Origin of the sequence: Nocardiopsis eucommiae (genome assembly GCF_965344335.1) — a bacterium.
GTDB lineage: Bacteria > Actinomycetota > Actinomycetes > Streptosporangiales > Streptosporangiaceae > Nocardiopsis > Nocardiopsis eucommiae.
In genome coordinates, this window is the sequence record NZ_CBDRIY010000018.1 from 76,369 (window position 1) to 101,782 (window position 25,414).

General features: G+C 70.5%; 22 protein-coding genes. 6 read left to right on the plus strand and 16 right to left on the minus strand.

Annotated elements, in window-relative coordinates:
• Positions 1-33 precede the first annotated feature (33 nt).
• The 10 genes from ACRWK8_RS13810 to glmU form a co-directional block, all read right to left on the minus strand.
• Complete coding sequence (locus tag ACRWK8_RS13810) at positions 34-927, minus strand: sulfotransferase (RefSeq protein WP_378742457.1); 894 nt, start codon at positions 925-927, stop codon at positions 34-36.
• Between the two features lie 201 nt (positions 928-1,128).
• Positions 1,129-2,286, minus strand: coding sequence for a S8 family peptidase (locus ACRWK8_RS13815; protein WP_378742200.1), 1,158 nt, complete (start codon positions 2,284-2,286; stop codon positions 1,129-1,131).
• 463 nt (positions 2,287-2,749) lie between these two features.
• Complete coding sequence (cysN, locus tag ACRWK8_RS13820) at positions 2,750-4,018, minus strand: sulfate adenylyltransferase subunit CysN (protein WP_378742199.1); 1,269 nt, start codon at positions 4,016-4,018, stop codon at positions 2,750-2,752.
• A gap of 63 nt (positions 4,019-4,081) precedes the next feature.
• Positions 4,082-5,014 (minus strand): sulfate adenylyltransferase subunit CysD, encoded by a 933-nt coding sequence (gene cysD / locus ACRWK8_RS13825; protein WP_378742197.1) that lies wholly within the window; start codon positions 5,012-5,014, stop codon positions 4,082-4,084.
• A 60-nt stretch (positions 5,015-5,074) separates the two neighbouring features.
• Positions 5,075-5,866, minus strand: a complete 792-nt coding sequence (locus tag ACRWK8_RS13830) for a 3'(2'),5'-bisphosphate nucleotidase CysQ (RefSeq protein WP_378742195.1) — start codon at positions 5,864-5,866, stop codon at positions 5,075-5,077.
• Between the two features lie 3 nt (positions 5,867-5,869).
• Positions 5,870-7,393 carry a sugar transferase gene (locus ACRWK8_RS13835; RefSeq protein ID WP_378742193.1) on the minus strand — a complete coding sequence of 508 codons (1,524 nt, stop codon included), beginning with the start codon at positions 7,391-7,393 and terminating at the stop codon, positions 5,870-5,872.
• Positions 7,394-7,773: 380 nt separating this feature from the next.
• Positions 7,774-8,409 (minus strand): aminoacyl-tRNA hydrolase, encoded by a 636-nt coding sequence (pth, locus tag ACRWK8_RS13840; RefSeq protein WP_431870643.1) that lies wholly within the window; start codon positions 8,407-8,409, stop codon positions 7,774-7,776.
• Positions 8,410-8,514: 105 nt separating this feature from the next.
• Entirely contained in the window at positions 8,515-9,114 is a 600-nt protein-coding gene (locus ACRWK8_RS13845) for a 50S ribosomal protein L25/general stress protein Ctc (RefSeq protein WP_378742189.1), read from the minus strand.
• 357 nt (positions 9,115-9,471) lie between these two features.
• A complete protein-coding gene (locus ACRWK8_RS13850; RefSeq protein ID WP_431870645.1) occupies positions 9,472-10,440 on the minus strand; it encodes a ribose-phosphate diphosphokinase in 969 nt (322 codons plus the stop codon).
• A gap of 17 nt (positions 10,441-10,457) precedes the next feature.
• Positions 10,458-11,924 (minus strand): bifunctional UDP-N-acetylglucosamine diphosphorylase/glucosamine-1-phosphate N-acetyltransferase GlmU, encoded by a 1,467-nt coding sequence (gene glmU / locus ACRWK8_RS13855; protein WP_378742184.1) that lies wholly within the window; start codon positions 11,922-11,924, stop codon positions 10,458-10,460.
• Positions 11,925-12,477: 553 nt separating this feature from the next.
• Here glmU and ACRWK8_RS13860 point away from each other — a divergent pair.
• The 4 genes from ACRWK8_RS13860 to ACRWK8_RS13875 all read left to right on the plus strand — a co-directional run bounded on the left by ACRWK8_RS13860 (position 12,478) and on the right by ACRWK8_RS13875 (position 15,667).
• The gene (locus ACRWK8_RS13860) at positions 12,478-13,473 is read left to right on the plus strand and encodes an acyl-CoA desaturase (protein ID WP_378742182.1); all 996 of its coding nucleotides are present in this window, start codon (positions 12,478-12,480) and stop codon (positions 13,471-13,473) included.
• A gap of 14 nt (positions 13,474-13,487) precedes the next feature.
• Entirely contained in the window at positions 13,488-14,138 is a 651-nt protein-coding gene (locus ACRWK8_RS13865) for a TetR family transcriptional regulator (RefSeq protein ID WP_378742180.1), read from the plus strand.
• Between the two features lie 88 nt (positions 14,139-14,226).
• Positions 14,227-14,736, plus strand: coding sequence for a MarR family winged helix-turn-helix transcriptional regulator (locus ACRWK8_RS13870; protein WP_378742178.1), 510 nt, complete (start codon positions 14,227-14,229; stop codon positions 14,734-14,736).
• A 43-nt stretch (positions 14,737-14,779) separates the two neighbouring features.
• A complete protein-coding gene (locus ACRWK8_RS13875; protein WP_431870649.1) occupies positions 14,780-15,667 on the plus strand; it encodes a GDSL-type esterase/lipase family protein in 888 nt (295 codons plus the stop codon).
• A gap of 81 nt (positions 15,668-15,748) precedes the next feature.
• Here the strand turns inward: ACRWK8_RS13875 and ACRWK8_RS13880 are convergent, their stop codons facing one another.
• Both ACRWK8_RS13880 and ACRWK8_RS13885 read right to left on the minus strand, forming a co-directional pair.
• Positions 15,749-16,240: a glutathione peroxidase gene (locus ACRWK8_RS13880; RefSeq protein ID WP_378742172.1), complete on the minus strand. Its 492-nt coding sequence runs from the start codon at positions 16,238-16,240 to the stop codon at positions 15,749-15,751.
• Between the two features lie 86 nt (positions 16,241-16,326).
• Entirely contained in the window at positions 16,327-18,105 is a 1,779-nt protein-coding gene (locus tag ACRWK8_RS13885) for an ABC-F family ATP-binding cassette domain-containing protein (protein ID WP_431870651.1), read from the minus strand.
• A gap of 198 nt (positions 18,106-18,303) precedes the next feature.
• Between ACRWK8_RS13885 and ACRWK8_RS13890 the strand changes: the two genes are divergently transcribed.
• Positions 18,304-18,813 (plus strand): lamin tail domain-containing protein, encoded by a 510-nt coding sequence (locus ACRWK8_RS13890; protein ID WP_378742168.1) that lies wholly within the window; start codon positions 18,304-18,306, stop codon positions 18,811-18,813.
• A 46-nt stretch (positions 18,814-18,859) separates the two neighbouring features.
• Here ACRWK8_RS13890 and ACRWK8_RS13895 read toward each other — a convergent pair whose 3' ends face one another.
• From ACRWK8_RS13895 to ACRWK8_RS13905, 3 genes are all read right to left on the minus strand, one after another.
• A complete protein-coding gene (locus ACRWK8_RS13895; protein WP_378742166.1) occupies positions 18,860-19,759 on the minus strand; it encodes a transketolase family protein in 900 nt (299 codons plus the stop codon).
• 14 nt (positions 19,760-19,773) lie between these two features.
• Complete coding sequence (locus ACRWK8_RS13900; RefSeq protein ID WP_378742164.1) at positions 19,774-20,484, minus strand: thiamine pyrophosphate-dependent enzyme; 711 nt, start codon at positions 20,482-20,484, stop codon at positions 19,774-19,776.
• A gap of 82 nt (positions 20,485-20,566) precedes the next feature.
• Positions 20,567-21,517, minus strand: a complete 951-nt coding sequence (locus ACRWK8_RS13905) for a 4-(cytidine 5'-diphospho)-2-C-methyl-D-erythritol kinase (protein WP_431870654.1) — start codon at positions 21,515-21,517, stop codon at positions 20,567-20,569.
• 259 nt (positions 21,518-21,776) lie between these two features.
• Here ACRWK8_RS13905 and ACRWK8_RS13910 point away from each other — a divergent pair, with 259 nt between their 5' ends.
• Entirely contained in the window at positions 21,777-23,648 is a 1,872-nt protein-coding gene (locus ACRWK8_RS13910; protein ID WP_431870656.1) for a serine/threonine-protein kinase, read from the plus strand.
• Between the two features lie 94 nt (positions 23,649-23,742).
• Here ACRWK8_RS13910 and guaA read toward each other — a convergent pair whose 3' ends face one another.
• Entirely contained in the window at positions 23,743-25,323 is a 1,581-nt protein-coding gene (gene guaA, locus ACRWK8_RS13915; RefSeq protein WP_378742157.1) for a glutamine-hydrolyzing GMP synthase, read from the minus strand.
• Positions 25,324-25,414 lie beyond the last annotated feature (91 nt).

Sequence of the window (25,414 nt, forward strand, 5' to 3'; positions counted from 1 at the left end):
CCGTGCAACACCCTGGGAACCAGGTAGCGGACATCAGTACCCATAGCGACCGCGCGTGGGGGCGGTGACCGCCTCGACCAGACACCGGCGCCAGGGGGCCAGGTCACGCCGCCAGCCATGGTCGGCCCGGACGCCCACGGGACCCGCCTGGAAGCGCATCGGGTTCCCGGAGACGGCGTGCCCCTCCGCGAGCTCCACCCCGCCCTCGCCCAGACGGAGCGGGGCCCCCGCGTGCCCGGCGAAGGCCGCGACGCGCCCGAACTCGCCCTCCGGGTCGGCCACGAAGTCCTCGTACCGCACCCTCAGGGCCGGGAGCCCCTGGCGGGCGAGCTCGTCCAGCGTGGAGTTCTGGGTCATCCACTGCACGGCCGCGCGCCCCGCCGAGTAGCGCGCCATCTCCGGTTCGGAGCTGCCCGGAGCGGCGTCCGGCCGGGCCACCCGCTTGCTCCAGGAGTGCGCCACCGCCCGGGGGTCGCGCACGACGTGCAGGAGGCGCATACCGGAGCCGTACCGCCAGCGCAGGCAGGCGGCCAGGGAGGCGTGTTTACTCGCGTCCACGATCACCCGGGCCCCGCTGACCTCGGCGACGGCCGAGTAGAGCCGGTGGTAGAACTCGGTGTAGCGCGCGCTCCGGGCCGCGAGCGCGCCCTCCCCCGCGGAACCCTGGAGCAGCCCCGGGAGGTAGCGGGTCCGGTCGACACCGTCCTTGAGGCGCAGCAGCGCCTCCACGTCCAGGCGCTCCCAGCCGCCGAACCCCCGCTTGCCGACCTCGCTCCAGAAGCCGCAGTCGGCGAAGGGCAGACCGCACCCGCAGCGCTCGTTCTCCACCAGCCCCCGGCGCCACAGGTGCACGACCTCACCGACGGAGCAGAACCCGGGCAGCTCACCAAGAAGGCGTTCGATCAGCGTGGAACCGGAACGGCCCATCCCGCCGACGAACACCAGACGATATCCATCCACGACCCCAGGATATGACCTTTGGTGATGCCTGATGCACACACAGTGACTCCACTGTCGGGGGCGCACGGGAACGGCCCCGGGCGGGAGGTGTACTCCCGGCCCGGGGCCGTCCTTCTCTCGTCAGATCCGCTGGGTGTGGACGCGCGGGGACCCCACAACCCGGCCGGGTTACAGGCCCTGGACGTTCAGCAGCAGGTTCACGGTGCCGCTGGGAACGCCGCTGAGCTTGTCCGAACCACCGTTCTCGGTGAGCCAGTCCAGGATGACGCTCTGCTCGTCGTCACCGAGGGAGCTCTTGTACAGAGCGGCGGCGCCGGCCACGTGCGGGCTGGCCATCGAGGTGCCGGAGTAGCTGTCCGTGCCGCCACCGGGGATGGTGGACTCGACGTCGACGCCGGGAGCGTAGATGTCGACGGCCGGGCCGTAGTTGGAGAAGGAGGCGGTGGCGTCGGAGTCGTCGGAGGCACCGACGGTGACCACGCCCTCGGCGCCGCCCGGGGAGACGTTGCCCGCGTCCTGGCCCTCGTTGCCCGCGGCCACGGCCACGAAGACGCCCGAGTCGGCCAGGGCGTTGACGGCGTCGTCCACGGCCTGCGAGGCCGGGCCGCCCAGGGACAGGTTCGCGACCGCGTTGGCGTCGGCGTTCGCGGCGACCCAGTCGATACCCGCGATGACGTCGTCGTAGGTGCCGGAGCCGTCGTCACCGAGGACCTTGACGCCGTAGAGCGAGGCGCCCGGCGCCACGCCGTAGCTGTCGGCGCCCACGGTGCCCGCGACGTGCGTGCCGTGGCCCTGACGGTCGCCGCCGTCACCGCCGGTGGCGTCGAACCCGACCTCGGCGCGACCGCCGAAGTCCGGGTGGGAGTCGTCGATGCCGGTGTCGATGATGTAGACGGAGGTGCCGCTGCCGTCGGACTCCGTGGTGTAGGAGCCGTCCAGCGGCAGGTCCTCCTGGTCGATGCGGTCCAGGCCCCACGGGACCATGGTGGTGGCTTCGCCGACCTGCTCGATGTAGGCGACGCCGTCCTGGGCGCGCAGCTCCTGGACCTCGGCGTCGCTGAGCTCCGCCGAGTAGCCGTTGATGGTCTCCTCGTAGGTGTGGTTGACCTGGTCGGCGGAGATGCCGAAGGCCGACGGGGAGACCGAGCTGGCGTTCATGCTGTCCTCAAGGACCACGAACCAGTCACCGCCGGAGGCGGCGGAGCTCGTGTACACCGGCGCGAGCTCCGAGGCGCCGGCGGTGGCCCCGCTCAGCGCGAGGGGAATGGTGAGTGCACTGACCGCGACAGCGCTGAACGCGACCCTGCGAGTGGGGTGCTTCTTCACGCGGTTCCTCCTTGTGGGGGTTTCCATAGTGGGAGTACGCGACAGGTCATAACCGTGCGTATTGGCCCGATTGCGACGCTGTACGCGATTCGCACACTTTAGGCAGACTTGACCCCGGATTGCCAGAGGCTGAGAGAATTTTTCTCAACGATCACCCTCCGCACTCCTAGCCGATAGGCCAGAATCGCTCCGTTCGAGGTGACACTCTGCTTGGTCCCCACCCCTGCACACGGCCCTAACGCCGGGTAACTTGAGCTCCTCCAGACACACCATTGACCCGGAACCAATCGGCACCGAGGACCAGAAAAAGTGCTCCGAGGATTCACAACCTGAAATGTGCGCGTAAGAAACCGCGACCCGAGTGGTCCGGTCGGACCCACTCGGTCACCCCTCTCAGAACACACGAAACGGGGCCGCCGAAAGGCGACCCCGTGAGGAATGTTTGGCTATTCAGCGGGTACGTCTAGTCAGCTTTGACGACCATTCCCGCACCCACCGTGGTGTTGGTGGCCTCGTCGATGAGGATGAACCCGCCCGTCTGCCGGTTCTTGGCGTACTCGTCCACGAACAGGGGCTGGGTGGAGCGCAGCCGCACCCGCCCGATCTCGTTCAGCGCGAGGTGGTCGGCGGCCTCGTCCCGGTGCAGCGAGTTCACGTCCAGCCGGTAGCGCAGGTCCTTGACCACCACCTTCGCGGTCCTGGTCGTGTGCTTGACGAGGAGCCTGGAACGCGGCGTGAGCTTGCGCGCGTCCGTCATCCAGCACACCATCGCCTCGATGTCCTGCGACACCGTGGGGGTGTTGTTGGGGCGGCAGATCATGTCGCCCCGGGAGATGTCGATCTCGTCCTCCAGCAGGAGGGTGACGGACATGGGCGAGAACGCCTCCGCGACCTCCCCGTCCGCCGTGCGGATCTTCGCGATGCGCGTGGACAGACCGGAGGGCAGGTGGGTGACCTCGTCGCCGGGCTTGAGGACGCCGCCCGCGAGCTGGCCCGCGTAGCCCCGGTAGTCGTGCAGTTCGGGGTCGTCCGAGCGGTGCGGCCGGATCACGTACTGCACCGGGAAACGGGCGTCGATCAGGTTGCGGTCCGAGGCGATGTGCACGTTCTCCAGGTGGTGCAGCAGGGAGCCGCCCGTGTACCAGGGCATGTTCTCGGACTGGCTGACCACGTTGTCGCCGTGCAGGGCGGAGATCGGCACGAACGTGAGGTCGCGCGCGTCCAGCTTGGCGGCGAACTCCGCGAACTCGGACTTGATCTCCTCGAAGCGGTCCTGGGAGTAGTCGACCAGGTCCATCTTGTTCACCGCGAGCACCAGGTGCGGCACCTGGAGCAGGGTGGTGAGGAAGGCGTGGCGGCGGCTCTGCTCCTGGAGGCCCTTGCGGGCGTCCACCAGGATGATCGCGAGGTCGGCGGTGGAGGCACCGGTGACCATGTTCCGGGTGTACTGGATGTGCCCGGGGGTGTCCGCGATGATGAAGGTGCGCCGGGGCGTGGCGAAGTAGCGGTACGCCACGTCGATGGTGATGCCCTGCTCGCGCTCGGCGCGCAGTCCGTCGGTGAGCAGCGCCAGGTTGGTGTGCTCCTCACCCCGGGCGACGCTGGTGCGCTCCACCGCGTCGAGCTGGTCCTCGAAGATGGACTTGGAGTCGTACAGCAGGCGCCCGATCAGCGTGCTCTTGCCGTCGTCGACCGAGCCCGCCGTGGCGAACCGCAGGATGTCGTTGCTCATGTTGCCTGTCCAATGCGCGAAGTGTGGGGCGGTTCAACAACCGTGGGGACGAGTGGGCGGAGGCTAGAAGTAGCCCTCGCGCTTGCGGTCCTCCATGGCGGCCTCGCTGGCCCGGTCGTCGGCGCGGGTCTGGCCGCGCTCGGTGATCCGGGTCGCGGCGATCTCCGCGATGATGTCGTCCAGTTCCACGGCCGAGGACTTGACCGCCCCGGTGCAGGTGAGGTCGCCGACGGTGCGGTAGCGCACGGTCTCGGTGAAGGGGACCTCGGTCTCGTCGCGCTGGATGAGCGGTGAGTCCGCGAGCAGGATGCCGTCGCGCTCGAACACGCTCCGCTCGTGGGCGAAGTAGATCGAGGGCAGTTCCAGCTCCTCACGCTGGATGTAGCCCCACACGTCGAGCTCGGTCCAGTTGGAGATGGGGAAGACCCGGATGTGCTCGTCGCGGTTGATCCGGGTGTTGAACACGTTCCAGAGTTCGGGGCGCTGGTTCTTGGGGTCCCACTGGCCGAACTCGTCGCGGAAGGAGAAGACCCGTTCCTTGGCCCGGGCCTTCTCCTCGTCGCGGCGGGCGCCCCCGAAGGCCGCGGTGAAGCCGTTCTCCTCGATGGCCTCCAGCAGCGCCGAGGTCTGGAGGCGGTTGCGGCTGGCCCAGCGGCCGGTGGGCTCGGTGACCTTGCCCGCGTCGATCTGCTCCTGGACCGAGGCCACCACCAGCCGGACCCCGGCCTGGGCGACGCGTCGGTCCCGGAACTCGATGACCTCGTCGAAGTTGTGCCCGGTGTCCACGTGCATGACGGGGAACGGGATCGGGGCGGGCCAGAAGGCCTTCTCCGCCAGGCGCAGCATCACGATGGAGTCCTTGCCGCCGGAGAAGAGCAGCACGGGCCGCTCGAACTCCGCCGCCACCTCGCGCATGATGAAGATCGCCTCGGCTTCGAGGACGTCCAGCTGGGAGAGCTGGTAGCGCCCGAGCGCCTGCTGACTCGCCTGACCCATGGAATCCGCCTTAGAAATACCGACACTCACGTCCGGTTCCGCGGCGGTGGGTGCTGCGGTTCAGCCCCCCGCGTGCGGACCGGCGCTGTCAAGGTCCGCGCCGTCGCGGATGCTTGCCAACAACATACCCGACAATTCCGATCGGCATACAAGGACATCGGGGAGTAGCGGGTCGGCTACGTTGTAGCGCAGCTCCGAACCGTCGATCCGCGACGTGTGCAGGCCCGCCGCGCGCGCGACCGCCACCGGCGCGGCGCTGTCCCACTCGTACTGGCCGCCCGCGTGCACGTAGATGTCGGCGATCCCCAGCAGGACGGCGCAGATCTTGGCGCCCGCCGACCCCATCGGGATCACCTCGGCGCCCATCTGGGTCGCCATGCGCTGGACGAACGCCGGGGGCCGGGTCCGGCTGGCCGTGATGCGCAGCCGCTGCCCCTCGGGGCGCTCCTCCGGCAGCCACGGCGGGTCGACCGTGGACAGGCAGCTGCCCTGGGCGGGCAGCGCGACCGCACCGGCGACCAGGTCGCCGTTCTCCCACAGCGCCACGTGCACCGCCCAGTCGGTACGACCGGCCTCGGAGAACTCGCGGGTCCCGTCCAGCGGGTCGATGATCCACACCCGCCTGGCCCTCAACCGCGACTGGTCGTCGGCACCCTCCTCGGAGAGCACCGCGTCGCTGGGCCGCAGCCTCCCGAGCGCGGAGAAGAGGAACTCGTGCGAGGTGCGGTCACCCAGGGTGCGCAGGACCTCGGGCTCGTCGAATCCGTGGCGGGCGCGCAGGCGCAGCAACAGCTGTCCGGCCTCGCTCGCCAGGTCCCGAGCCACCTCATGATCGTTTCGGATGTTGTTCACCGGCTAGTATGCTCCCGCCCCACGGATCACCGCTGACCACGTCTTCCACAGGATCTGGATGTCCAATGTCAGCGACCAGTTTTCCACGTACCGCAGATCCAGACGGACCGATTCCTCCCAGGAGAGGTCGGATCGGCCGCTGACCTGCCACAGGCCCGTCATCCCCGGTTTGACCACCAACCGGCGGCGGACGTCGTGCCCGTACTGGGCGACCTCCTCCGGCAGCGGGGGCCTCGGACCGACGAGCGACATCTCGCCGCGCACCACGTTGACGAGCTGGGGAAGCTCGTCGAGCGAGTAGCGGCGCAGCCACGCCCCCACGGACGTGACCCTGGGGTCCCTACGCATCTTGAAGAGCACACCGTCGTGCTCGTTCCGGGCTTGGAGGATCGCCTTGAGGGCGTCCGCTCCGACCACCATCGTACGGAACTTGTACACGGTGAACTCGGCGCCACCCCGGCCCACGCGCGTCTGCCGGAAGAAGGCGGGTCCGCCGCCCTCCGAGCGGATCAGAACGCTCAGGACGAGGAAGAGGGGCGAGAGCAGGACCAGCGCCAGCGCGGCGGCGCAGCGGTCGAAGGCGCCCTTGACCACGCGGCGGGTGCCCTCCAGCTCGGGGTGCTCCACGTGCAGCAGGGGCAGGCCCGCCACGGGACGGATGGTGGTGCGGGGTCCGGCCACCTCCATGAGGGCCGAGGCCACGGTGAGGTCGGTGCCGGTCTTCTCCAGCTCCCAGGCGAGTCGGCGCAGTTCCACCCCGTCCATCTCCGGGCAGGCCAGGACCGCGACCGAGTCGGCACCGACCAGCGCGGCGGCGTCGGCGGCGTCGGTGAAGGACCCCAGGACCGGACAGCCCTCCACCTCGGTGACGTCCGATTCGTGGGCGGGCAGGCACACGCCCACCACCCGCATGCCGTGGTAGATCTCGTCGCGGAACCGCCGGATGAGGTCGCCGGCGCCGACGCTGTGGCCGACGATCACGACCCCGCTCATACAGGCCCCGGAGCGGCGCCGACGGTGCAGCGCCTTGCGGCGCGCGTAGCGCAGGCTGAGGGAGAGCAGGACGATCAGCGGCAGGGCGATGAGCACGTAGCCGCGCGCGAGGTCGAACTTGACGGCGTAGGCGCCGACCGCCACGGTCGCGGCAAGGAACGCTCCGGCCACCGCGACCCTGCGGTACTCCTCGGTGCCGATCCCCAGGAAGCGGCGTTCGTATCCGCCGCCGAGCCGGACGAACAGGACCCACACCGGCGGCAGGACCAGGGAGAGCAGCAGGTAGGGCGTGGTGGTTCCGGCCAGAAGGGCGTCGTTGAACCGGACCGCGCTCCCGGCCAGGGTCGCCACGACGGCGGCGGTGAGGTCCAGCGCGACCAGGCCGAGGACGTAGGGACGGAGCCAGGCCTCGGCCCGGGGTCCGGTGTTGACCGGAATCCGCCGGATCCCCCGGACCGGCGTGCCCGGCCGAACCGGATGCTCCCGTCGCCGCGCCGAGGGCTGTCCCTGGACGATCCCACTGGTTGTGACCACGTTTCCCCCAAGACCACTGACGGCCGCGAATGCTCACGATGGGTGACCACCCCTGGGCGCGCGCTACCTCAGCGAAGGGCAGGGATGGGTTCTCTCCGGGCGCGAAACGACGTCCGCCCACCCGAACAGTAACCAAAAGTAGTGGAAAAGTCGCTGTGGGTCGCGGACTGTTGGGGAAGAAGTCCCAATCCCACCAAGAATGTGTCTGTCCCGAGACCGCCCGGGCCCTTTCGAAGGGGACACGGCGGGGCCGGGATCCGCCCTGACCGAAATCCGAAGCAGAACGTGACCGGCTCCAGCGGGCGGGGGCCGGGAGCCGGAGCCCCCCGCCTCCGGCCCCCTGTACGGGGCCGGTCAGGCGTGCGGGTCGGGCGTGCGGGTCAGGCTGCGGTGTGGAAGATGTTCTGCGCCCGGCCCAGACCGTCCTTGAGGATGGTGCGCACCGCGTCGGCGGCGCGCTCCACGTTCAGGTCCAGCTCGGGGGCCTCGGTCGAGGAGAAGTCCCGCAGCACGTACGCGGCCGGGTCCATACGCCCGGGCGGGCGGCCCACCCCGAAGCGGACCCGCAGGTAGTCCGGGCCGGACAGGGAGGCGGTGGTGGACTTCAGCCCGTTGTGGCCGCCCGACCCGCCACCCTTCTTGAGCTTGAGCGCCCCGTAGTCGATGTCCATCTCGTCGTGCACGACGATGATCCGCTCCATCGGGACCTTGTAGAACTTCGCCAGCCCCGCGATCGGGCCGCCGGAGACGTTCATGAAGGTGCGCGGCTTCGCCAGCACCACGGGGGCGCCCTCGATCCGGGTCTCCACGACCTCGGCGTGCGCCTTGTGGACCTTCCAGCGCTCGCCCTTCTCGGCGGCCAGGGCGTCCACGACCATGAAACCGGCGTTGTGCCGGTTGCCCGCGTACTTGGGGCCCGGGTTGCCCAACCCGACCACCAGCCAGCGCTCCGCCTCGGCCATGTCCTCGCCGTCCCCGCTCTTCCGGATACCCAACCTGCTCAACAGACTCCACATGCCGACCGACACTATCGGCACCCGGAGCACGCCCCCGCACGACGAACGCGCGGCCCCCGGATCGGGGACCGCGCGCTCAGAGCCGTGTGGGGCTGGGGACCGCGCCTACTCGGCGGCGGCCTCCTCAGCGGCCCCGGCGGCCTCGGTGCTGGTCTCCGGCTCCTCCTCCACGCGCGGCGCGGAGACGGTGAGCAGGATCGACTCGGGGTCGGTGACCAGGGAAACGCCCGCGGGCAGCTTCAGGTCGCCGGCGGTCGGGGTGGCGCCGACCTCCAGGCCGTTGATGTCGAACTCGACACCCTCGGGGATGCGGGTGGCCTCGGCCTCCACGGTCACGGTGACGAGCTCCTGGTTGAGCACGCCGGGAGCCTTGACCTCACCGGTGAGGGAGACGCTGATCTCGACCTCGACCTTCTCACCCTTGGAGACGACGAGCAGGTCGACGTGCTCCAGGAAGCCCTTGATGGCGTCGCGCTGCACGCTCTTGGGGAGGGCAAGGTTGTCCTTGTCCAGGCCGTCGAGGCGAATCAGGACGTTCGGGGTCTTCAGGGCGAGCATGAGCTCGTGGCCCGGCAGGTTCAGGTGGCGGGGCTCGGTGCCGTGGCCGTAGAGGACGGCCGGCACCTTACCCGCGCGGCGGGCGCGACGGGAGGCGCCCTTGCCGAATTCCGTGCGGGGCTCGGCAGCGATACGTACCTCGGACACGACAAAACTCCTCGGGTTCAACCCCGCAGTACGGGGAACACGACTCCAGTAGTACGAACGATTCTCGCCCTCGGCGAAGAATTGCGACGGGGTCACCCAGCTCGCTGAGGACTCGACCGCCCTGGTTCCAGGCGTGCCCGGCGAGCCGTCACCGGACCCGTCCGGCCCGGGAACGCTCGTCGCGCACCCCTGCCCGCGTTGTTTCCAGGCGGAGACACGAAAGGAAACCACCCGGACACGGGGACACTCGGCCAAGTCTACTGTCTCTGGTGACGACTCCGTACATGGCCCGTCCCGGGACCGGCTCCGGCCCCGGCCGGGGGCACCCGCGCCGTGCGCGGGTGCCGGCGACAGCGACTAGTCGAACAGGCTCGTGACCGAACCGTCGGTGAAGACCTCGTTGATCGCGCGGGCGACCAGCGGGGCGATCGAGAGCTGCGTGAGCTTCTCGAAGGCGCGCTCCTCGGGGACGGGGAGCGTGTTGGTGATGACCACCTCGGAGATGCGCGAGTTCTGGAGGCGGTCGGCGGCCGGACCGGACAGCACACCGTGCGTGGCGGCGACCAGGACCTTCTTGGCGCCCTGCTCGAAGAGGGCCTCGGAGGCCTTCACGATGGTGCCGCCGGTGTCGATCATGTCGTCGACCAGGACGCACACGCGGTCCTTGACCTCACCGACGACCTCGTGGACCTTCACCTGGTTGGCGACGTCGGGGTCACGGCGCTTGTGGATGATGGCCAGAGGGGCGCCCAGACGGTCCGCCCAGCGGTCGGCGGTGCGCACGCGCCCGGCGTCCGGGGAGACCACGGTGATCTCGGCGTGGTCGACCTGGCTGGCGATGTGGTCGGCCAGGATCGGCAGCGCGAAGAGGTGGTCGACCGGGCCGTCGAAGAAGCCCTGGATCTGGTCGGTGTGCAGGTCCACCGCCATCATCCGGTCCGCCCCCGCGGTCCGGAAGAGGTCGGTGACCAGGCGCGAGGAGATGGGCTCGCGGCCCCGGTGCTTCTTGTCCTGGCGGGCGTAGCCCAGGATCGGGGTGACCACGGTGATCCGCTTGGCGGAGGCGCGCTTGAGCGCGTCCACCATGATCAGCTGCTCCATGATCGACTCGTTGACCGGGTCGGCGTGGCTCTGGATGACGAACGCGTCGCTGCCGCGCACCGACTCCAGGTACCGCATGAAGATCTCGCCGTTGGCGAAGGTGTCGAACCGGGTGGGGACCACCTCGATCCCCAGTTCCTTCGCCACCTCCTCGGCCAGGGCCGGGTGCGTACGCCCCGAGAACAGCATCAGTTGTTTCTGGCCGGTGGCCTTCATGCCGGTCACGTGTTTCTCCCCCACAGTCACTGCTTGTTAGCGGCGTCGGCTCTGTGCCGTTCCGCCTGCTCCGCCGCCTCGGCGGGCGGAGTTCCCGGACGCTTGCGCCGCGTCCAGCCCTCGACGTTACGCTGCCGGTGTCCTTCGGAGATCGCCAGGGCACCGGGCGGGACATCGTCGCGGACCACGGTCCCGGCCCCGGAATAGGCTCCGTCGCCCACGGTCACGGGAGCGACGATGGTGTTGTCGCTGCCGATGCGGACGTGGTCGCCGATGGTGCTCCGGGACTTGGTGACCCCGTCGTAGTTGACGAACACCGAGGAGCAGCCGATGTTGCTGCCCACACCGATGTCCGCGTCCCCGACGTAGGTCAGGTGCGGGATCTTCGAGCCGGTGCCGACGTTCGAGTTCTTGACCTCGACGAAGGCACCGGCCTTGGTCCGCTCGGCCAGGCGGGTGCCCGGCCGCAGGTAGGTGTAGGGGCCGACGGTGGCCCAGGGGCCGATCTCCGCCCCGTCCGCGGTGGTCTCGCGGACCTTCGCGCCGTCACCGACGAGGGTGTCGCGCAGGTCGGCGCCGGGGCCGACCTCGGCGTCCTCACCGATGCTCGTGGTGCCGTAGAGGCGGCTGTTCGGGTGGACCACGGTGTCCGCGCCGATGCTGACCCCGGCGTCCACCCAGGTCGTCGCGGGGTCCACGATGGTCACGCCGGAGAGCATGTGCCCGGTCAGGAGGCGGTCGTTCAGGACGCGGCGCGCCTCGGAGAGCTGCACGCGGTTGTTGACGCCCTGGACCTCGTTCCAGTCCTCGGCGCTCCAGGCGTCCACCCGGTGGCCGTCGGCGCGGAGCAGGCCGACCGCGTCGGTGATGTACTCCTCGCCCTTGGCGTTGTCCGTGGACAGGCGCTGGACGACCTTGCTCAGGAGGGCGCCGTCGAAGGCGTACATCCCGGAGTTGATCTCGTCCACGAGGTGCTGCTCGGGCGTGGCGTCGGCGTGTTCGACGATCTCCGTGAAGGAGCCGTCGGCGTCACGCACGATGCGTCCGTAGCCGTGGGGGTCGGGGACGCGGGCGGACAGCACGGTGACCGCGTTGCCCTCCTTCTCGTGTGCCCCGACCAGCGACGCGAGTGTCTCGCCGCGCAGCAGGGGCGTGTCCCCACAGGTCAGGACGACGGTTCCGGAGAGATCGACGCTCTGGGCGGCGAGGTCCTCGACCGCCATGCGCACGGCGTGCCCGGTGCCGTTCTGTTCCTCCTGCACCGCCGTGACGGCTTCGGGGGCGACCTCGGCCAGGTGGGCTCGCACCTGGTCCCGGGCGTGGCCCACGACCACCACGGTGTTGCCGGGTTCGAGTTCTCTGGACGCGTGGAGCACGTGGCCGAGCATGCTGCGGCCGTTGAGTTCGTGAAGGACCTTGGGAAGCTTCGACTTCATTCGGGTGCCCTCACCCGCCGCGAGGATGATCACGGCAGCCGGACGGTTCACGCTCACTGGAGGAGACCCCTCGTGATAGCTGGCATATGAACGTCGGCTCACCCTTCGGCGGCGCGACCCGCATGCCGCGCGGGCGGCCGTCGGATGACCAGCGGCCGACATGGGAAGGATACATGTGTGACACCGGCACACATCAGGCGCGTGAGGGGGCGCCGCGCGCGGCGCCCGGCGGACTCCCGCAGGGGCGGGCCAGCCGGACGCCGGTGTGAGTTGTGCCGCCGTCCCTCTCCCGTGTCCCGCACGGGGTGCGTCCCGCCCCTCGGAGGGGGCGGTCGCGCGACGGCGGGGGTTGCTCCCGGACCAGGGCTCGAACCTGGACGATGGGGACCAAAACCCCAGATGCTGCCGATTACATCATCCGGGAACGTTCCGGACGCTCGCCCGGACGCTCGACACCAACATAGCGCCTCCACCCGGGGGCTTGCCAAACCTACGGGGTCGTAGGTTACGGTTACGTAGGAATAGGTTGGGCCGTCTCGGCGGGTGCCTCGTACCCGTGACGCCGTCCCGACCGGTGACGACGTTCTCCGTGACGAGGTGTGCAAGACCCATGACCGCTGCCCCAGAGGTGCCGACCGAAGGCGCCGAGAAGCCCACCGGCACCGCCACCGCCACCGCCGCTCCCAAGCGCGAGGCGATCCCCGAGTACGAGCCCGAGCTGCGTGGCAAGGCCGAGCGCTACACCGTCTTCGCCTTCGTGTTCGTGCCCCTGATCGCGCTGCTCGCCGCGGTGCCCTTCTTCTGGGGCTGGGGCCTGTCGCTGCTCGACATCGCCATCGCCACGGTCTTCTACGTGATCAGCGGCCTGGGCATCACCGTCGGCTTCCACCGCCACTTCACCCACGGTTCCTTCAAGGCCAACCGCCCGCTGCGGATCGCGCTGGCGATCGCGGGCTCCATGGCCATCGAGGGCAGCGTCATCAAGTGGGTGGCCGACCACCGCCGCCACCACAAGTACGCGGACGCCGAGGGCGACCCGCACTCGCCGTGGCGCTTCGGGGACGACTGGAAGTCCGTGGCCAAGGGCATGTACTACGCCCACATGGCGTGGATGTACCTGGACGAGAAGAAGACCTCCCCCCGCCGCTTCACCCCGGACCTGCTCAAGGACAAGGACGTCGTCCTCGTCGACAAGCTGTTCCTGCCGATCGTGCTCTTCTCGCTCTTCGCCCCCGCCGTCATCGGCGGCCTGGTCACCATGTCCGTCTGGGGCGCGGTCACCGCGTTCTTCTGGGCGAGCCTGGTCCGCGTCGCGCTGCTGCACCACGTGACCTGGTCGATCAACTCGATCTGCCACACCATCGGCGAGGAGAACTTCGAGGTCCGCGACCGCTCCCGCAACGTGTGGTGGCTGGCCATCCCGTCCTTCGGTGAGTCCTGGCACAACCTGCACCACGCCGACCCCACCTGCGCCCGCCACGGTGTGCTCAAGGGCCAGATCGACATCTCCGCCCGGGTCATCTGGGTCTTCGAGAAGTTCGGCTGGGCCACCAAGGTGCGCTGGCCCAACAACGAACGGCTCGCTGCCAAGCGGGTCAAGGTCTAGGATCAGTAACCATCATGGGAGCAGCCGACAGCGAGCAGAGGACCCGCGTGCGCCGCAAGCGCATGACGGGCAAGGAGCGTCGGCAACAGCTGTTGGAGATCGGCCGGGAGCTGTTCGCCGAACGCGGGTTCGACGCGACCTCCGTTGAGGAGATCGCCGCGCGGGCCGGGGTGTCCAAGCCCGTGGTCTACGAGCACTTCGGCGGCAAGGAGGGCATCTACGCCGTCGTCGTGGACCGGGAGATGCGCACGCTCCTGGGCATGATGGGCGAGGCCCTCACCGCGGACCACGCCCGCAGCAAGATCGAGAAGGCGGCCCTGGCCCTGCTGCGCTACGTCGAGGAGGACAGCGTCGGGTTCCGGGTGCTCACCCGCGACTCGCACGTGGCCTCCGGGACCGGCAGTTTCGCTGGCCTGATCAACGACATCGCCAGCCAGGTCGAGCACATCATGGCGGACGAGTTCTCCGAACGCGGCTACGACCCGGCGCTCGCCCCGATGTACGCGCAGGCCCTGGTGGGCATGTGGGCGCTGACCGGACAGTGGTGGCTGGAGGTGCGCAAGCCCAAGCGTGAGGTGGTGGCGGCGCACCTGGTCAACCTGGCCTGGAACGGGCTCTCCGCGCTGGAGTCCAAGCCGAGGCTGGACACGCGCCGCAAGCGTTGAGCCGAGCCCCGGACACGGGTGGCACCAGTGGGGCGGGTATTCGTATACCCGCCCCACTATCTTGATGTCAAGAGATATGCTGGGTGCCATGCGCGATGAGGTGGATGGGCTGATCGAGGCGTGGCGCTCCGAGCGGCCGGACGTGGACGTGACGCCCCTGGAGGTGTTCAGCCGGGTGTCCCGGCTCGCCCGCCACCTCGACCGTGCCCGACGCACCGTCTTCACCGAGCACGCGCTGGAGCCCTGGGAGTTCGACGTCCTGGCCGAGCTCCGCCGCTCCGGCCCGCCCTACGAGCTCAGCCCCGGGCGCCTGCTGCGCGCCACCCTGGTCACCTCCGGGACCATGACCAACCGCGTGGACCGGCTGGCCGCCGCCGATCTCGTGCGCCGCCGCCCCGACCCCGCCGACAAACGCGGCGTGCTGGTCCGGCTTACCGCGAGGGGCGCCGAGCGGATCGACGCCGCACTGGCCTCACTCCTCAGCTACGAGGAGACCCTTCTGGCCCCGATGCCCGCCGCCGAGCGCGAACAGCTGGCATCGTTACTGAGAAGCCTTCTCGCACCCCTCGACAGGAGCCCGTCCGGCCCGCAGGGGTGAGAACCGTCCGGGCCCGTGGGAGAGCACGTTGAGAATCCGTTGGATGGCCGCCGTCGCCGCGACCCTCGTCGTCGCGGGCTGCTCCGCTGAGGAGGCCGGGGAACCCGTTCCGGCGCCGAACCACTACCTGTCCCTGGGCGACTCCCTGACCGTGGGGGTGCAGCCCGACGAGCGGGGTCGGGGCCGGGAGACCTCGGAGGGGTACACCGACGTCCTGTACCGCTCGCTGAAGGACACCGACTCCTCCCTCCGCCACGAGCGCATGGGCTGCGGCGGCGAGGACACCACGACCTTCGTCGGCGGCGGCATCCCCGGGTGCGACGACCGTTACGAGGAGGGCGCCCAGCTCGACCAGGCCGAGGAGTTCCTGCGGGAGCACGGCGACGCGGTCGACCTGGTCACCCTCACCATCGGGGGCAACAACTTCACCGGGTGCGTCGAGGGCGTCCACGAGGAGGCGCTCGGCATCGACGGGATCAGCGTCGACGAGGCCTGCGTGGCGGACGGCCTGGAGCGCCTGGAGACCGAGGTGCCGGTGATCGCGGAACGGCTGGTCGACGCGGCGGACCCGAGCACCCGGATCGTCGGGATGACCTACTACAACCCGTTCCTGGCCCTCGCCCTGCTGGAGGACCCCGACGCCTCCGGCGAGACGAGCCTGTCCGCCCGGACCGTGGAGATCCTCGACCAGGTGAACGCGTCACTGACCGCCTCCTACGAGGCCGCCGGGATCGACGTGGCCGACGTGGACGCCGCCTTCGACGGCTCGGACACCGAGGTCCCCGCCGACAGTGCCTCGGGCATGCCGGTCAACCTCCAGCGGATCTGCGACCTCACCTGGATGTGCGACACGGCCCGGGGCCCGGACATCCACACCAACCTCGCCGGCGCCCAGGCCATCGCGGACGCCTTCCAGGCCCGGATCCGCTAGAACACGGAACTGCTTCGACCCGCCCGGAGGAGTTCCTGGAGAGCATCGAGGACTACGTCGACTGCGGAACGGGCTGAGCGGTCAGGCGCCCTCGGGCAGGGAGCGCTCGATGAGCTCCACGATCTCCGGGGCGTCCGGGACGGTGGCCGGGCGGAACCGGTGCACCTCGCCGTCGGGGAGCACCAGGAACTTCTCGAAGTTCCACTTGACCCGTCCGGCGTGGCCCTCGGCGTCGGACGCCTGGGTGAGCTCCGCGTACAGGGGGTGCTGGCCGCGCCCGTTGACCTTCACCTTCTCGGTCATCGGGAAGGTCACGCCCCAGGTCATCGAGCAGTACTCCGCGATCTTCTCCTCGCCGCCGAACTCCTGGAGGAACTGGTTGCTGGGGAGGCCGATCACGGTGAACCCCCGGTCCTCGTAGCGCTTCTGGAGCTCCTCCAGCGCCCCGTACTGCGGGGTGAGCCCGCAGCGGGACGCCACGTTCACCACGAGGCGCACCTTCCCGGACCACTCACCGAAGGTGGTCTCCCGGCCGTCGATCATGGTCACCGGAATCTCGTCCAGGCCAGCCATGGCGTCTCCTCCTGAGGTTCGGAACCGTACCGGCAGCCTACTGCCGGTGGAGGCCGACCAGCGGGCCCGCCTGTCGCGGTGACCGGTCAGTCCCCGATCAGCTCGGCCTGCTCCAGCCAGACCATCTCCAGCTCCTCCTTCTCGGAGGCGAGGGTCCGGGCCTCGGCGTCGAGGTCCGCGAGCCGGGTGTAGTCCTCGGCGGCGGCGGCCATCTGCTCGTGGAGCTGTTCCTCGCGCTTGGCGATCTTGTCCATCCGCCGCTCGACGCGCTGCATCTCCTTCTGGGCGGCGCGGCGCTCGGCCTGGGACACGGCCGGGGCGGCCGCGGGCTCCTGGACGGCGGTCTCGGAGGCGCCCAGCGGCACGGTGACCTCGCCGGCGCTGGCCTCCCGGCGCTCCAGGTACTCGTCCACCCCTCCGGGCAGGAACGCCAGGCCGCCGTCGCCCATCAGGGCGAGCACCCGGTCGGTGATCCGCTCCAGGAAGTACCGGTCGTGGCTGACCAGCACGAGGGAGCCCGGCCATCCGTCGAGGAGGTCCTCCAGCTCGGTCAGGGTCTCGATGTCGAGGTCGTTGGTGGGCTCGTCCAGCAGCAGCACGTTGGGCTCGTCCATGAGCAGCCGCAGCAGCTGGAGCCGACGCTTCTCGCCGCCGGACAGGTCACCGATCGGCGTCCACTGGCGCTCGCCCCGGAAGCCGAACTTCTCCAGCATCTGGCTGGCGGTGTAGTCGCGCTTGCCGATGGTGATGTGCTCGCGCACGTCCATGACGGCCTGGAGGGGCCGGGCGGTGGGGTCGAGTTCCGCGACGTTCTGGGACAGGTGCGCCAGCTTGACGGTCCGGCCGGTGCGCACGGTGCCGGAGTCGGGCTCCCGCTCCTCCGCGAGGATCTTGAGGAGGGTGGACTTGCCCGCGCCGTTCACGCCGACCAGCCCGACCCGGTCGCCGGGGCCCAGCTGCCAGGTGAGCTCGTCCAGGAGCGTGCGGTCGGGGATGGCGACCGAGACCTTCTTGAGGTCGATGACGGTCTTGCCCAGCCGTGAGCTGGCGAAGCGGACCAGCTCCACGGAGTCGCGCACCGGCGGCTCGTTCGCGATGAGCTGGTTGGCCGCCTCGATGCGGAACTTGGGCTTGGAGGTGCGCGCGGGCGCTCCCCTGCGCAGCCAGGCCAGTTCCTTGCGCATGAGGTTCTGGCGGCGGTCCTCCTCGGCCGCGGCCTGGCGGTCGCGCTCGGCCTTGGCCAGCACGTAGGCCGCGTACCCGCCCTCGTACCTCTCGACGGTGCCGCGCCCGACCTCCCAGGTGCGGGTGGTCACGGCGTCCAGGAACCACCGGTCGTGGGTGACGACCACGAGGGACTCCGGACGGCCGCGCAGGTGCTCGGCCAGCCACGCGATGCCCTCGATGTCGAGGTGGTTGGTGGGCTCGTCCAGGATGACGAGGTCGTGGTCGTCCACCAGCAGCCGCGCCAGCCCGGAGCGGCGGCGCTCGCCGCCGGACAGCCCGGACATGGGCACGTCGAGGTCCCAGCCGCCGAGCAGGCCCCGGAGGATGTCGCGGATGCGCGCGTCCCCCGCCCACTCGTGCTCGGCCCGTCCGCCCAGCACGAACTCACCGACGGTGCTGTCGGGGAAGTCGTCCCGCTGGTGCAGGAAGCCGACCCGCAGCCCGCGGTTGTGCACGACCCGGCCGGAGTCGGGCTCGGTCCGCCCCGCGAGCACGGAGATCATCGTGGACTTGCCACCGCCGTTGCGGCCGACCACGCCGATGCGTTCGCCCTCGTCCACGCCAAGGGACACCTTGTCGAGGAGTACGAGCGGCCCGTAGGCCAGGGACACGTCCTGAAGGTTGACCAGATTCGTCATCACCTTCCATTGTGCTGCCCCCGCGACGGTGAACGGACCGGCTGACCGCCGGGGACGACACTTTTCGCGTATCGGTTCCTTTCGGCCCCGTCCTCGGCGCGGACAGGCTAATCTTCTGCCCTGTCCTCGGCACCCCCGCTTGCGCGCCACCCCCCGGAGGCCCGCATCGCAGGACGGCGTGAACCGAAAGGGGAGCCCATGCGCTCCGTCCGTGCCGCCGTCGCGGCCGTACTCCTCACCGCGTTCCTCGTGCCCGTCCCGGCGCACGCCGCGTCCACCACGGGCGCCCTGATGATCACCCACGTGCGGCCCAACGCCGCCGGGGCCGACGTGAAGAACAACAAGCAGACCAATCTCAACGGCGAGTACTTCGTCGTGAAGAACGTGTCGAAGAAGACCGTCAACCTCCGGGGCCACGTCCCGGACATCACCTCGAACACCTACGGCCGGGCGCTGCCCTCGTACAACCTCCCGGCGGGGGCCGTCGTCCACGTGCACACCGGCTCCGGAACGAACCACCGGGACGCGAAGGGCACGCACCACGTGTACCGGGGCTACGCGCGCCACGTACTGCCCAACGACGGAAGCGGCCGCAACCCCGACCTCCGGTTGAAGAAGCCCGGCAGCAAGGACGACAACAAGGCCGCGGGCACGCTGAGCAGCTGTAACTGGGGCAAGGCGGCGGACGGCAGAACGTACGCCTGTTAGGAGGGGTCGCCCGGGGCCGCACCACGCGAGGCCCCGGGCGGGTTCGCTACACCAGGAAGAAGTCCCGGGCGGACTTGGCGATCCCCTCGACGTCCAGGCCGTGGAGCCGGTCGTGGTCGGCGGCGGTGCCGTAGGCGCGGACCTCGGCGCGGCGGGACACCCCCAGGGACGCCTGGCGGTGGCGCCGGTCGGCCAGGGCCTCGGCCACCTCGTGGGCGGAGGTGCCCTTGAGGTAGGGCTCCACGATCAGCACGTCGGCGTTGCCCGCCGCCCCGGCGAGCGCGCTGAGCCCCTCGTGGTCGAAGGGCCGGACGGTGGAGGTGTGGGCGACGGTGACGTCGAGGCCCGCCGTGGCCTCCAGCACCCGGTCCAGCATGGGTCCGACCGCCACCACCACCCCGGCGGAGCGGGACGAACCGGTGCGCAGCACGTTGAGGCGCGGACCGACGGGCAGGGCCGCCCTGTTGGTGTGGGTGGACAGCCGCAGGTACACGAGGTCGTCCCCGGGCACCGCCCTCTCCATCAGGGTCCGCACCTCGTCGGGGTGGCCGGGCACGTGCACGGTCCAGCCGGGCAGAGTGTCCAGGAGCGCCACGTCCTCGGGTGCCTGGTGGGTGCGCCCCTCGGCCGAGGTGTCGTGGGAGGCGCCGATGCTCACCAGGATCGCGCCCACGTCCTGGTGGCCGAGGGAGATCTTGATCTGCTCGAAGGGCCGCTCGACCAGGAACGGCGTGTAGCTGTGCACGATGGGGCGCATGCCGGTGAGGGCCAGGCCCCCGGCGACGCCGATCATCGCCTGTTCGCGGATGCCGAGGTCGATCACCCGGCCCGGGTGTCGGGCGGCGGCGCGGCGGAACATGCCCGCGGAGATGGCGGCGAGGACCAGCGCGGTCCGGGGGTCGCGGTCGAGTGCCTCGTGGGTGGCGGCGGCGAAGGTGTCACGCATGACCGGGCTCGCTTTCAGTTTCCGTTGCGGACGCGGGCGACGACGGCCAGCGGCCGTCCGGAGGTCGGGCGGGTGAAGGCGTCCTGGAGGGCGTCGTGGTCGCGGCCGCCGACCTCGCGGGGCTCCCAGCCCTCCACCTCGAACCGGCGTCCGACACCGCCGGGCCAGCCGTGGGTGGCGGAGGCGTTGTCGATCACCACGACGGTGAGGTTGTCGGCGCCCAGGCGCGCGGCGGCCGCGATGGCCTCGTGGTTGCTGCCCTCGTCGAGTTCGCCGTCTCCGACCAGCACCACCACGCGGGGTGCGGTGCCGTCCGCGCGGCGTGTCCCCTGGGCCCGCAGCCCGAGGGCGGTGCCCAGACCCAGCGGCAGGCCGTGGCCGAGAGAACCGCTGCCGATCTCCGCTCCGGGCACCAGGACGCGGTCGGGGTGGTGGCCGAGCGGAGAGTCGAAGGCGGTCCAACCGCGCAGGGTGGGCACGTCGAGGAAGCCCTTGGCAGCGAGGACGGCGTAGAAGGCGGCCGGACCGTGGCCCTTGGAGAGGAGGAAGCGGTCCCGCGCCGGGTCCTCGGCGGTCTCCGGGGAGACGGCGAGGACCCGGTCGTAGAGGACCCAGAGAACGTCGAGGGTGGAGTGAGCGGCGGCGTTGTGCTTCTCGTCACCCTCCATGAGCCCGATCAGCGCGGGGAGGTCGGCGTACCTGGAGAAGGTGGCTGGCGTCGTCATGTCACCAGTGTTCTTCCTCAACCATGGTTGAGGTCAACGGCGAGGACGCCCAGAATCCGGACACAAAATGACGTGATATACGTCACACGATGGTGGTTCCCGGGACGTCGCCGTCGGCCGCGATGACCTGCTCGCACAGGCCGGTGGCGCGCAGCGCGGCCACCACTCCGGCCTCCCGCTCCGCGACCGCGCCCGGGTCCTCTGCCCCGCCCCCGACCAGGAACGCGCACGTGGGCCCGGATCCGGACACCAGGGCACCGAGCGCCCCGGCACCGCGGCCCGCGTCCAGGGTGCGCCGCAGCTCGGGCAGCAGCGAGAGCGCCGCTGGCTGGAGGTCGTTGCTGAGGGAGGCGCCCAGGGCCACCGCGTCGCCGCTGGCCAGTGCCTTCTCCAGGGCGGTGTCCAGACGCGGTTCCGGGGCGTCGGGGCGCAGCCGGTCGTACTCACCGAACACGTCGGCGGTGGACAGGCCGCGCGGGGAGAGGGCGAACACCCACCGGTACCGCCCGGGGCTGACCATCGGTTCGAGGAGCTCACCGCGACCGGTCCCCACCGCCGTGTCACCCACCAGCCCGAAGGCCACGTCGCTGCCGAGCCGGGCGGCGAGGTCGAGGAGCCGCTCCCGAGACAGGTCACAGCCCCATAGGCGGTCGCAGGCCACCAGCGCGGCGGCGGCGTCCGCGCTGCCCCCGGCCATGCCGCCCGCCACCGGGATGCGCTTGTCGAGGTGGATGTCCACGGGGAAGCCCGCGCCCGTCTCCTCGGCCAGCAGGAGGGCGGCGCGCGCCGCGAGGTTGCCCTCGTCCAGCGGCACCCTGGCCAGGTGGGACTCGGACCGCCCGGTGGCGGTCAACGCGGTGAGGGCACGCGGCCGACGCGGCGACGCCGCCTTGACGGTAACCTCATCGAACAGCGAGACGGCGTGGAACACGTTCACGAGGGCGTGGAAACCGTCCTCGCGTCTGGGCCCCACCGCCAACTGGAGGTTCACCTTCGCGGGGACCCGCACGGTTACGGTGGTATCAACGGTCACGAGTCCCCAATCGTAAAGGAACCCCCACCTTGCGTGAACACAGACCCCTCCACGGGGCGCGCCGTGTTCACCGCCTCCCACCGGCGCGGACCTCCGCGCCCGGGAGGGCGGGTCCCCTTGATCCAGGGTTCGTCACCACTGTCATGTCAGCTACCGCCCGACCCCCGAACGACCCGATCCGGTCCGTGAGTGGGAATCAGGGCACAAACCCCGCTACCTTGGGGCAAGGCGGGGTTTGGACACCGTCGGGGAGGGTCGCTTGCCGTCGGATGGGCTCCCGAAGAACCTGGAACCGCTGGCCGCCGGAGATCCGGCCACCATCGGTCCCTACGTGCTGTCCGGGAAGCTGGGCAGTGGCGGCATGGGCACCGTCTACCTGGGCAGTACGCCGGAGAAGAACAACCAGGTAGCCATCAAGGTCATCCGTCCGGAGCTCGCCTTCGACGAGCAGACCCGGGCGCGCTTTCGCGACGAGATGGAGAACGCCCGCAAGGTCGCCTCCTTCTGCACCGCCAAGGTGCTCGACCACGGGACGTTCGAGAACCGTCCCTACATGGTGACCGAGTACATCGCGGGCACGGCCCTGGCCGAGCACATCGCCGAGCACGGGCCGCTGGACTCCTCCACGCTGCACGGCTTCGCCCTCGGCGTGGCCGCCGCGCTCGCCGCGATCCACCGCACCGGGCTGGTCCACCGTGACCTCAAGCCCGCCAACGTCCTGCTGTCGCTCTCCGGCCCCCGGGTGATCGACTTCGGCATCGCGCGGGCGATGAACACCGCGACCAACCACACCCAGACCGGCATCGTCATGGGCAGCCCCGGCTGGATGGCGCCCGAGCAGTTGCTGGAGGAGAAGGTCACCACCTCGGCGGACATCTTCGCCTGGGGCTGTCTGGTGGCGTTCGCGGGCAACGGCACGCACCCCTTCGGCAACGGCGACGCCATGACGCTGGGCAAGCGGGTGCTCTTCGCCGAGCCGCAGATCGGCAACCTGGACAGTCCGCTGGACCGCCTGGTGACCCGCGCCCTGGCCAAGGAGCCCGGCCGCCGCCCCACCGCCCAGGACCTGCTTCTGGAGCTCGCGGGCGGCGAGGACACCAGCAACCCCAACGACATGGTCTCGCACGCCCTGCACCAGTCGTGGCGGCCCAACCTGCCCCCGATGCCGCCGGGGATGCCGCACCCCGCGCACCAGACCATGACGGGCATGCGCCATCCTGCGCCCGGCCACTACCAGCAGCCGCCGCCGCAGATGCCGCCGCCCGCGCACCAGACCGGCAACTACACCCGGTCGCAGCACGTCCCGCCGCCGGGCCACCCCGTCGCCGGTCACCCTGCGGGGCCGCACCCGGTCACCCACGGCCAGCAGCAGCGCCCCGCCCCGGCGGGACCGCCCCCGGCGCAGCACCCGGCCGCCACCGGGCCCATCCCGATGGTTCCGGCCCCGGCCGAGCAGCAGCAGCGGGGCCCCCAGCCGTACGTGCCGCCGGTGCCGCCGCCCCCGCACCGGCCCGCCACCCCCAGCAGGAGGGGCGGCCTGTTCTGGGGCCTGCTCGCGGGCGGTATCGCGCTGGCCGTGCTGCTGGTGGTCGTGACCGTCCTCGTCCTCAACCGGCCCGGGTCCGGCGGAAGCGACCAGAGCACCCCGCCCGCCAACCAGGGACGGGAGGATCCCGCCCCGGATCCGAACGTGCCCGACGACGGCCTCGGCAACATGGACCCGGAGATGCCCGAGCCCACCAACACCGACGGGAACGCGGTGTCCGATGACGGCAGGGTCCGGTACAGCGTCGAGGTGCGCTGCCTGGACGCCATCCCGGGACGGTCGAGCATCGAGGGCGGGGTGTACTGCGTGGCCGACCTGGCGTTGGAGAACCTCGGCGGCGACGAGATCGTGTTCAGCTCGGCCGAGCAGCGACTGGTCACCGACAGCAACCGTTGGATCACCGCCGACACCCCCACGTCCGAGGAGAAGAAGGGCACCCTCTGGGAACCGGTCGCCCCGGGCGAGGAGGCCAGCGGTGACCTGGTGTTCAGCGTGAGGTCGGGCGAGGAGCCCTCCATGCTGGTCCTCACCCACTCCGAGGACGCCGACGACACGGCGATCAACGTGTTCGTCACCCAGGACTGACGCGGAGCCCCCGGACCACGGGGCCGCTGAGACGGGTCGGGCCCGGCACACACCGTGTGCCGGGCCCGATCACGTCAGGGGGAGCGCCGCGCGGCTACTCCCACTCGATGGTGCCCGGAGGCTTGCTGGTCACGTCCAGCGTCACCCGGTTGATCTCGCGCACCTCGTTGGTGATGCGGTTGGAGATGCGGGCGAGTACGTCGTAGGGCACGCGCGACCAGTCGGCGGTCATCGCGTCCTCGCTGCTCACCGGGCGCAGGACCACGGGGTGGCCGTAGGTGCGGCCGTCACCCTGGACGCCCACCGAGCGGACGTCGGCCAGCAGCACGACGGGGCACTGCCAGATGTCGCGGTCCAGCCCGGCGCGGGAGAGCTCCTCGCGGGCGATCGCGTCGGCCTCGCGCAGGATCTCCAGGCGCTCGCGGTTCACCTCACCGATGATCCGGATGCCCAGTCCGGGGCCGGGGAAGGGCTGGCGCCACACCATCTCGGGCGGCAGGCCCAGCTCCTCACCGACCTTGCGGACCTCGTCCTTGAACAGCTCGCGCAGCGGCTCCACCAGCGTGAACTGGAGGTCGTCGGGCAGGCCGCCCACGTTGTGGTGCGACTTGATGTTCGCGGTGCCGGTACCGCCGCCGGACTCCACGACGTCCGGGTACAGGGTGCCCTGGACCAGGAACTCGACCTCGGCGCCGTCCTCACCGCTCTCCGCGACGACCTCGCGGGCCGCCTGCTCGAAGACGCGGATGAACTCGCGGCCGATGATCTTGCGCTTCTCCTCGGGGTCGGTCACCCCGGCCAGCTCCGACAGGAACTGCTCCTCGGCGTCGACCACCTTGAGCTTGGCGCCCGTGATCGCGACGAAGTCCTTCTCGACCTGGTCGGCCTCACCCTTGCGGAGGAGGCCGTGGTCCACGAACACGCAGGTGAGCTGGTCGCCCACGGCGCGCTGCACCAGGGCTCCGGCCACGGCGGAGTCGACCCCGCCGCTGAGCGCGCAGATCACGCGCTTGTCGCCGATCTGCTCGCGGATGCGCTCCAGCTGCTCCTCGACGATGTTCACCATCGTCCAGGTGGGGCGGCAGCCCGCACCCTCGTAGAGGAAGCGGCGCATCAGGTCCTGGCCGTGCTCGGTGTGCATGACCTCGGGGTGGAACTGGACGCCGAACAGGCGGCGCTCGGTGTCCTCGAAGGCGGCCACCGGGGCACCGGCGGTGCTGGCGGTGCTCTTGAACCCGGCCGGGGCCTGGACCACGGAGTCGCCGTGCGACATCCACACGCTCAGGTCCTCGGGCAGGCCCTCGAACAGCACGGAGTCGGCGCTGGCGGTCAGCGCGGTGCGGCCGAACTCGCTCAGGTCGGTGCGGTCCACGACCCCGCCCAGGGCGCGGGTCATGGCCTGGAAGCCGTAGCAGATACCGAAGGTCGGGACCCCGGTCTCGAACAGCTCGGCCCCCACGCTCGGGGCGCCCTCGGCGTACACCGAGGAGGGGCCACCCGAGAGGATGATGGCCTTGGGTTTCTTGGCGAGCATCTCCTCGACCGGCATGGTCGAGGGCACGATCTCGCTGTGCACGTGGCATTCCCGGACCCGTCGGGCGATCAGCTGCGCGTACTGCGCACCGAAGTCGACGACGAGGACGGTGTCGAACGTGCTGTCAGCACCAACGGACACGACGGAGGACCTTCCGCAGAAAAATGTGGATGTCCGTCCAGTCTAGGCCGTTCACCACGGTCGGGACGCAACGAAAGGTGTGCCTCCCCGC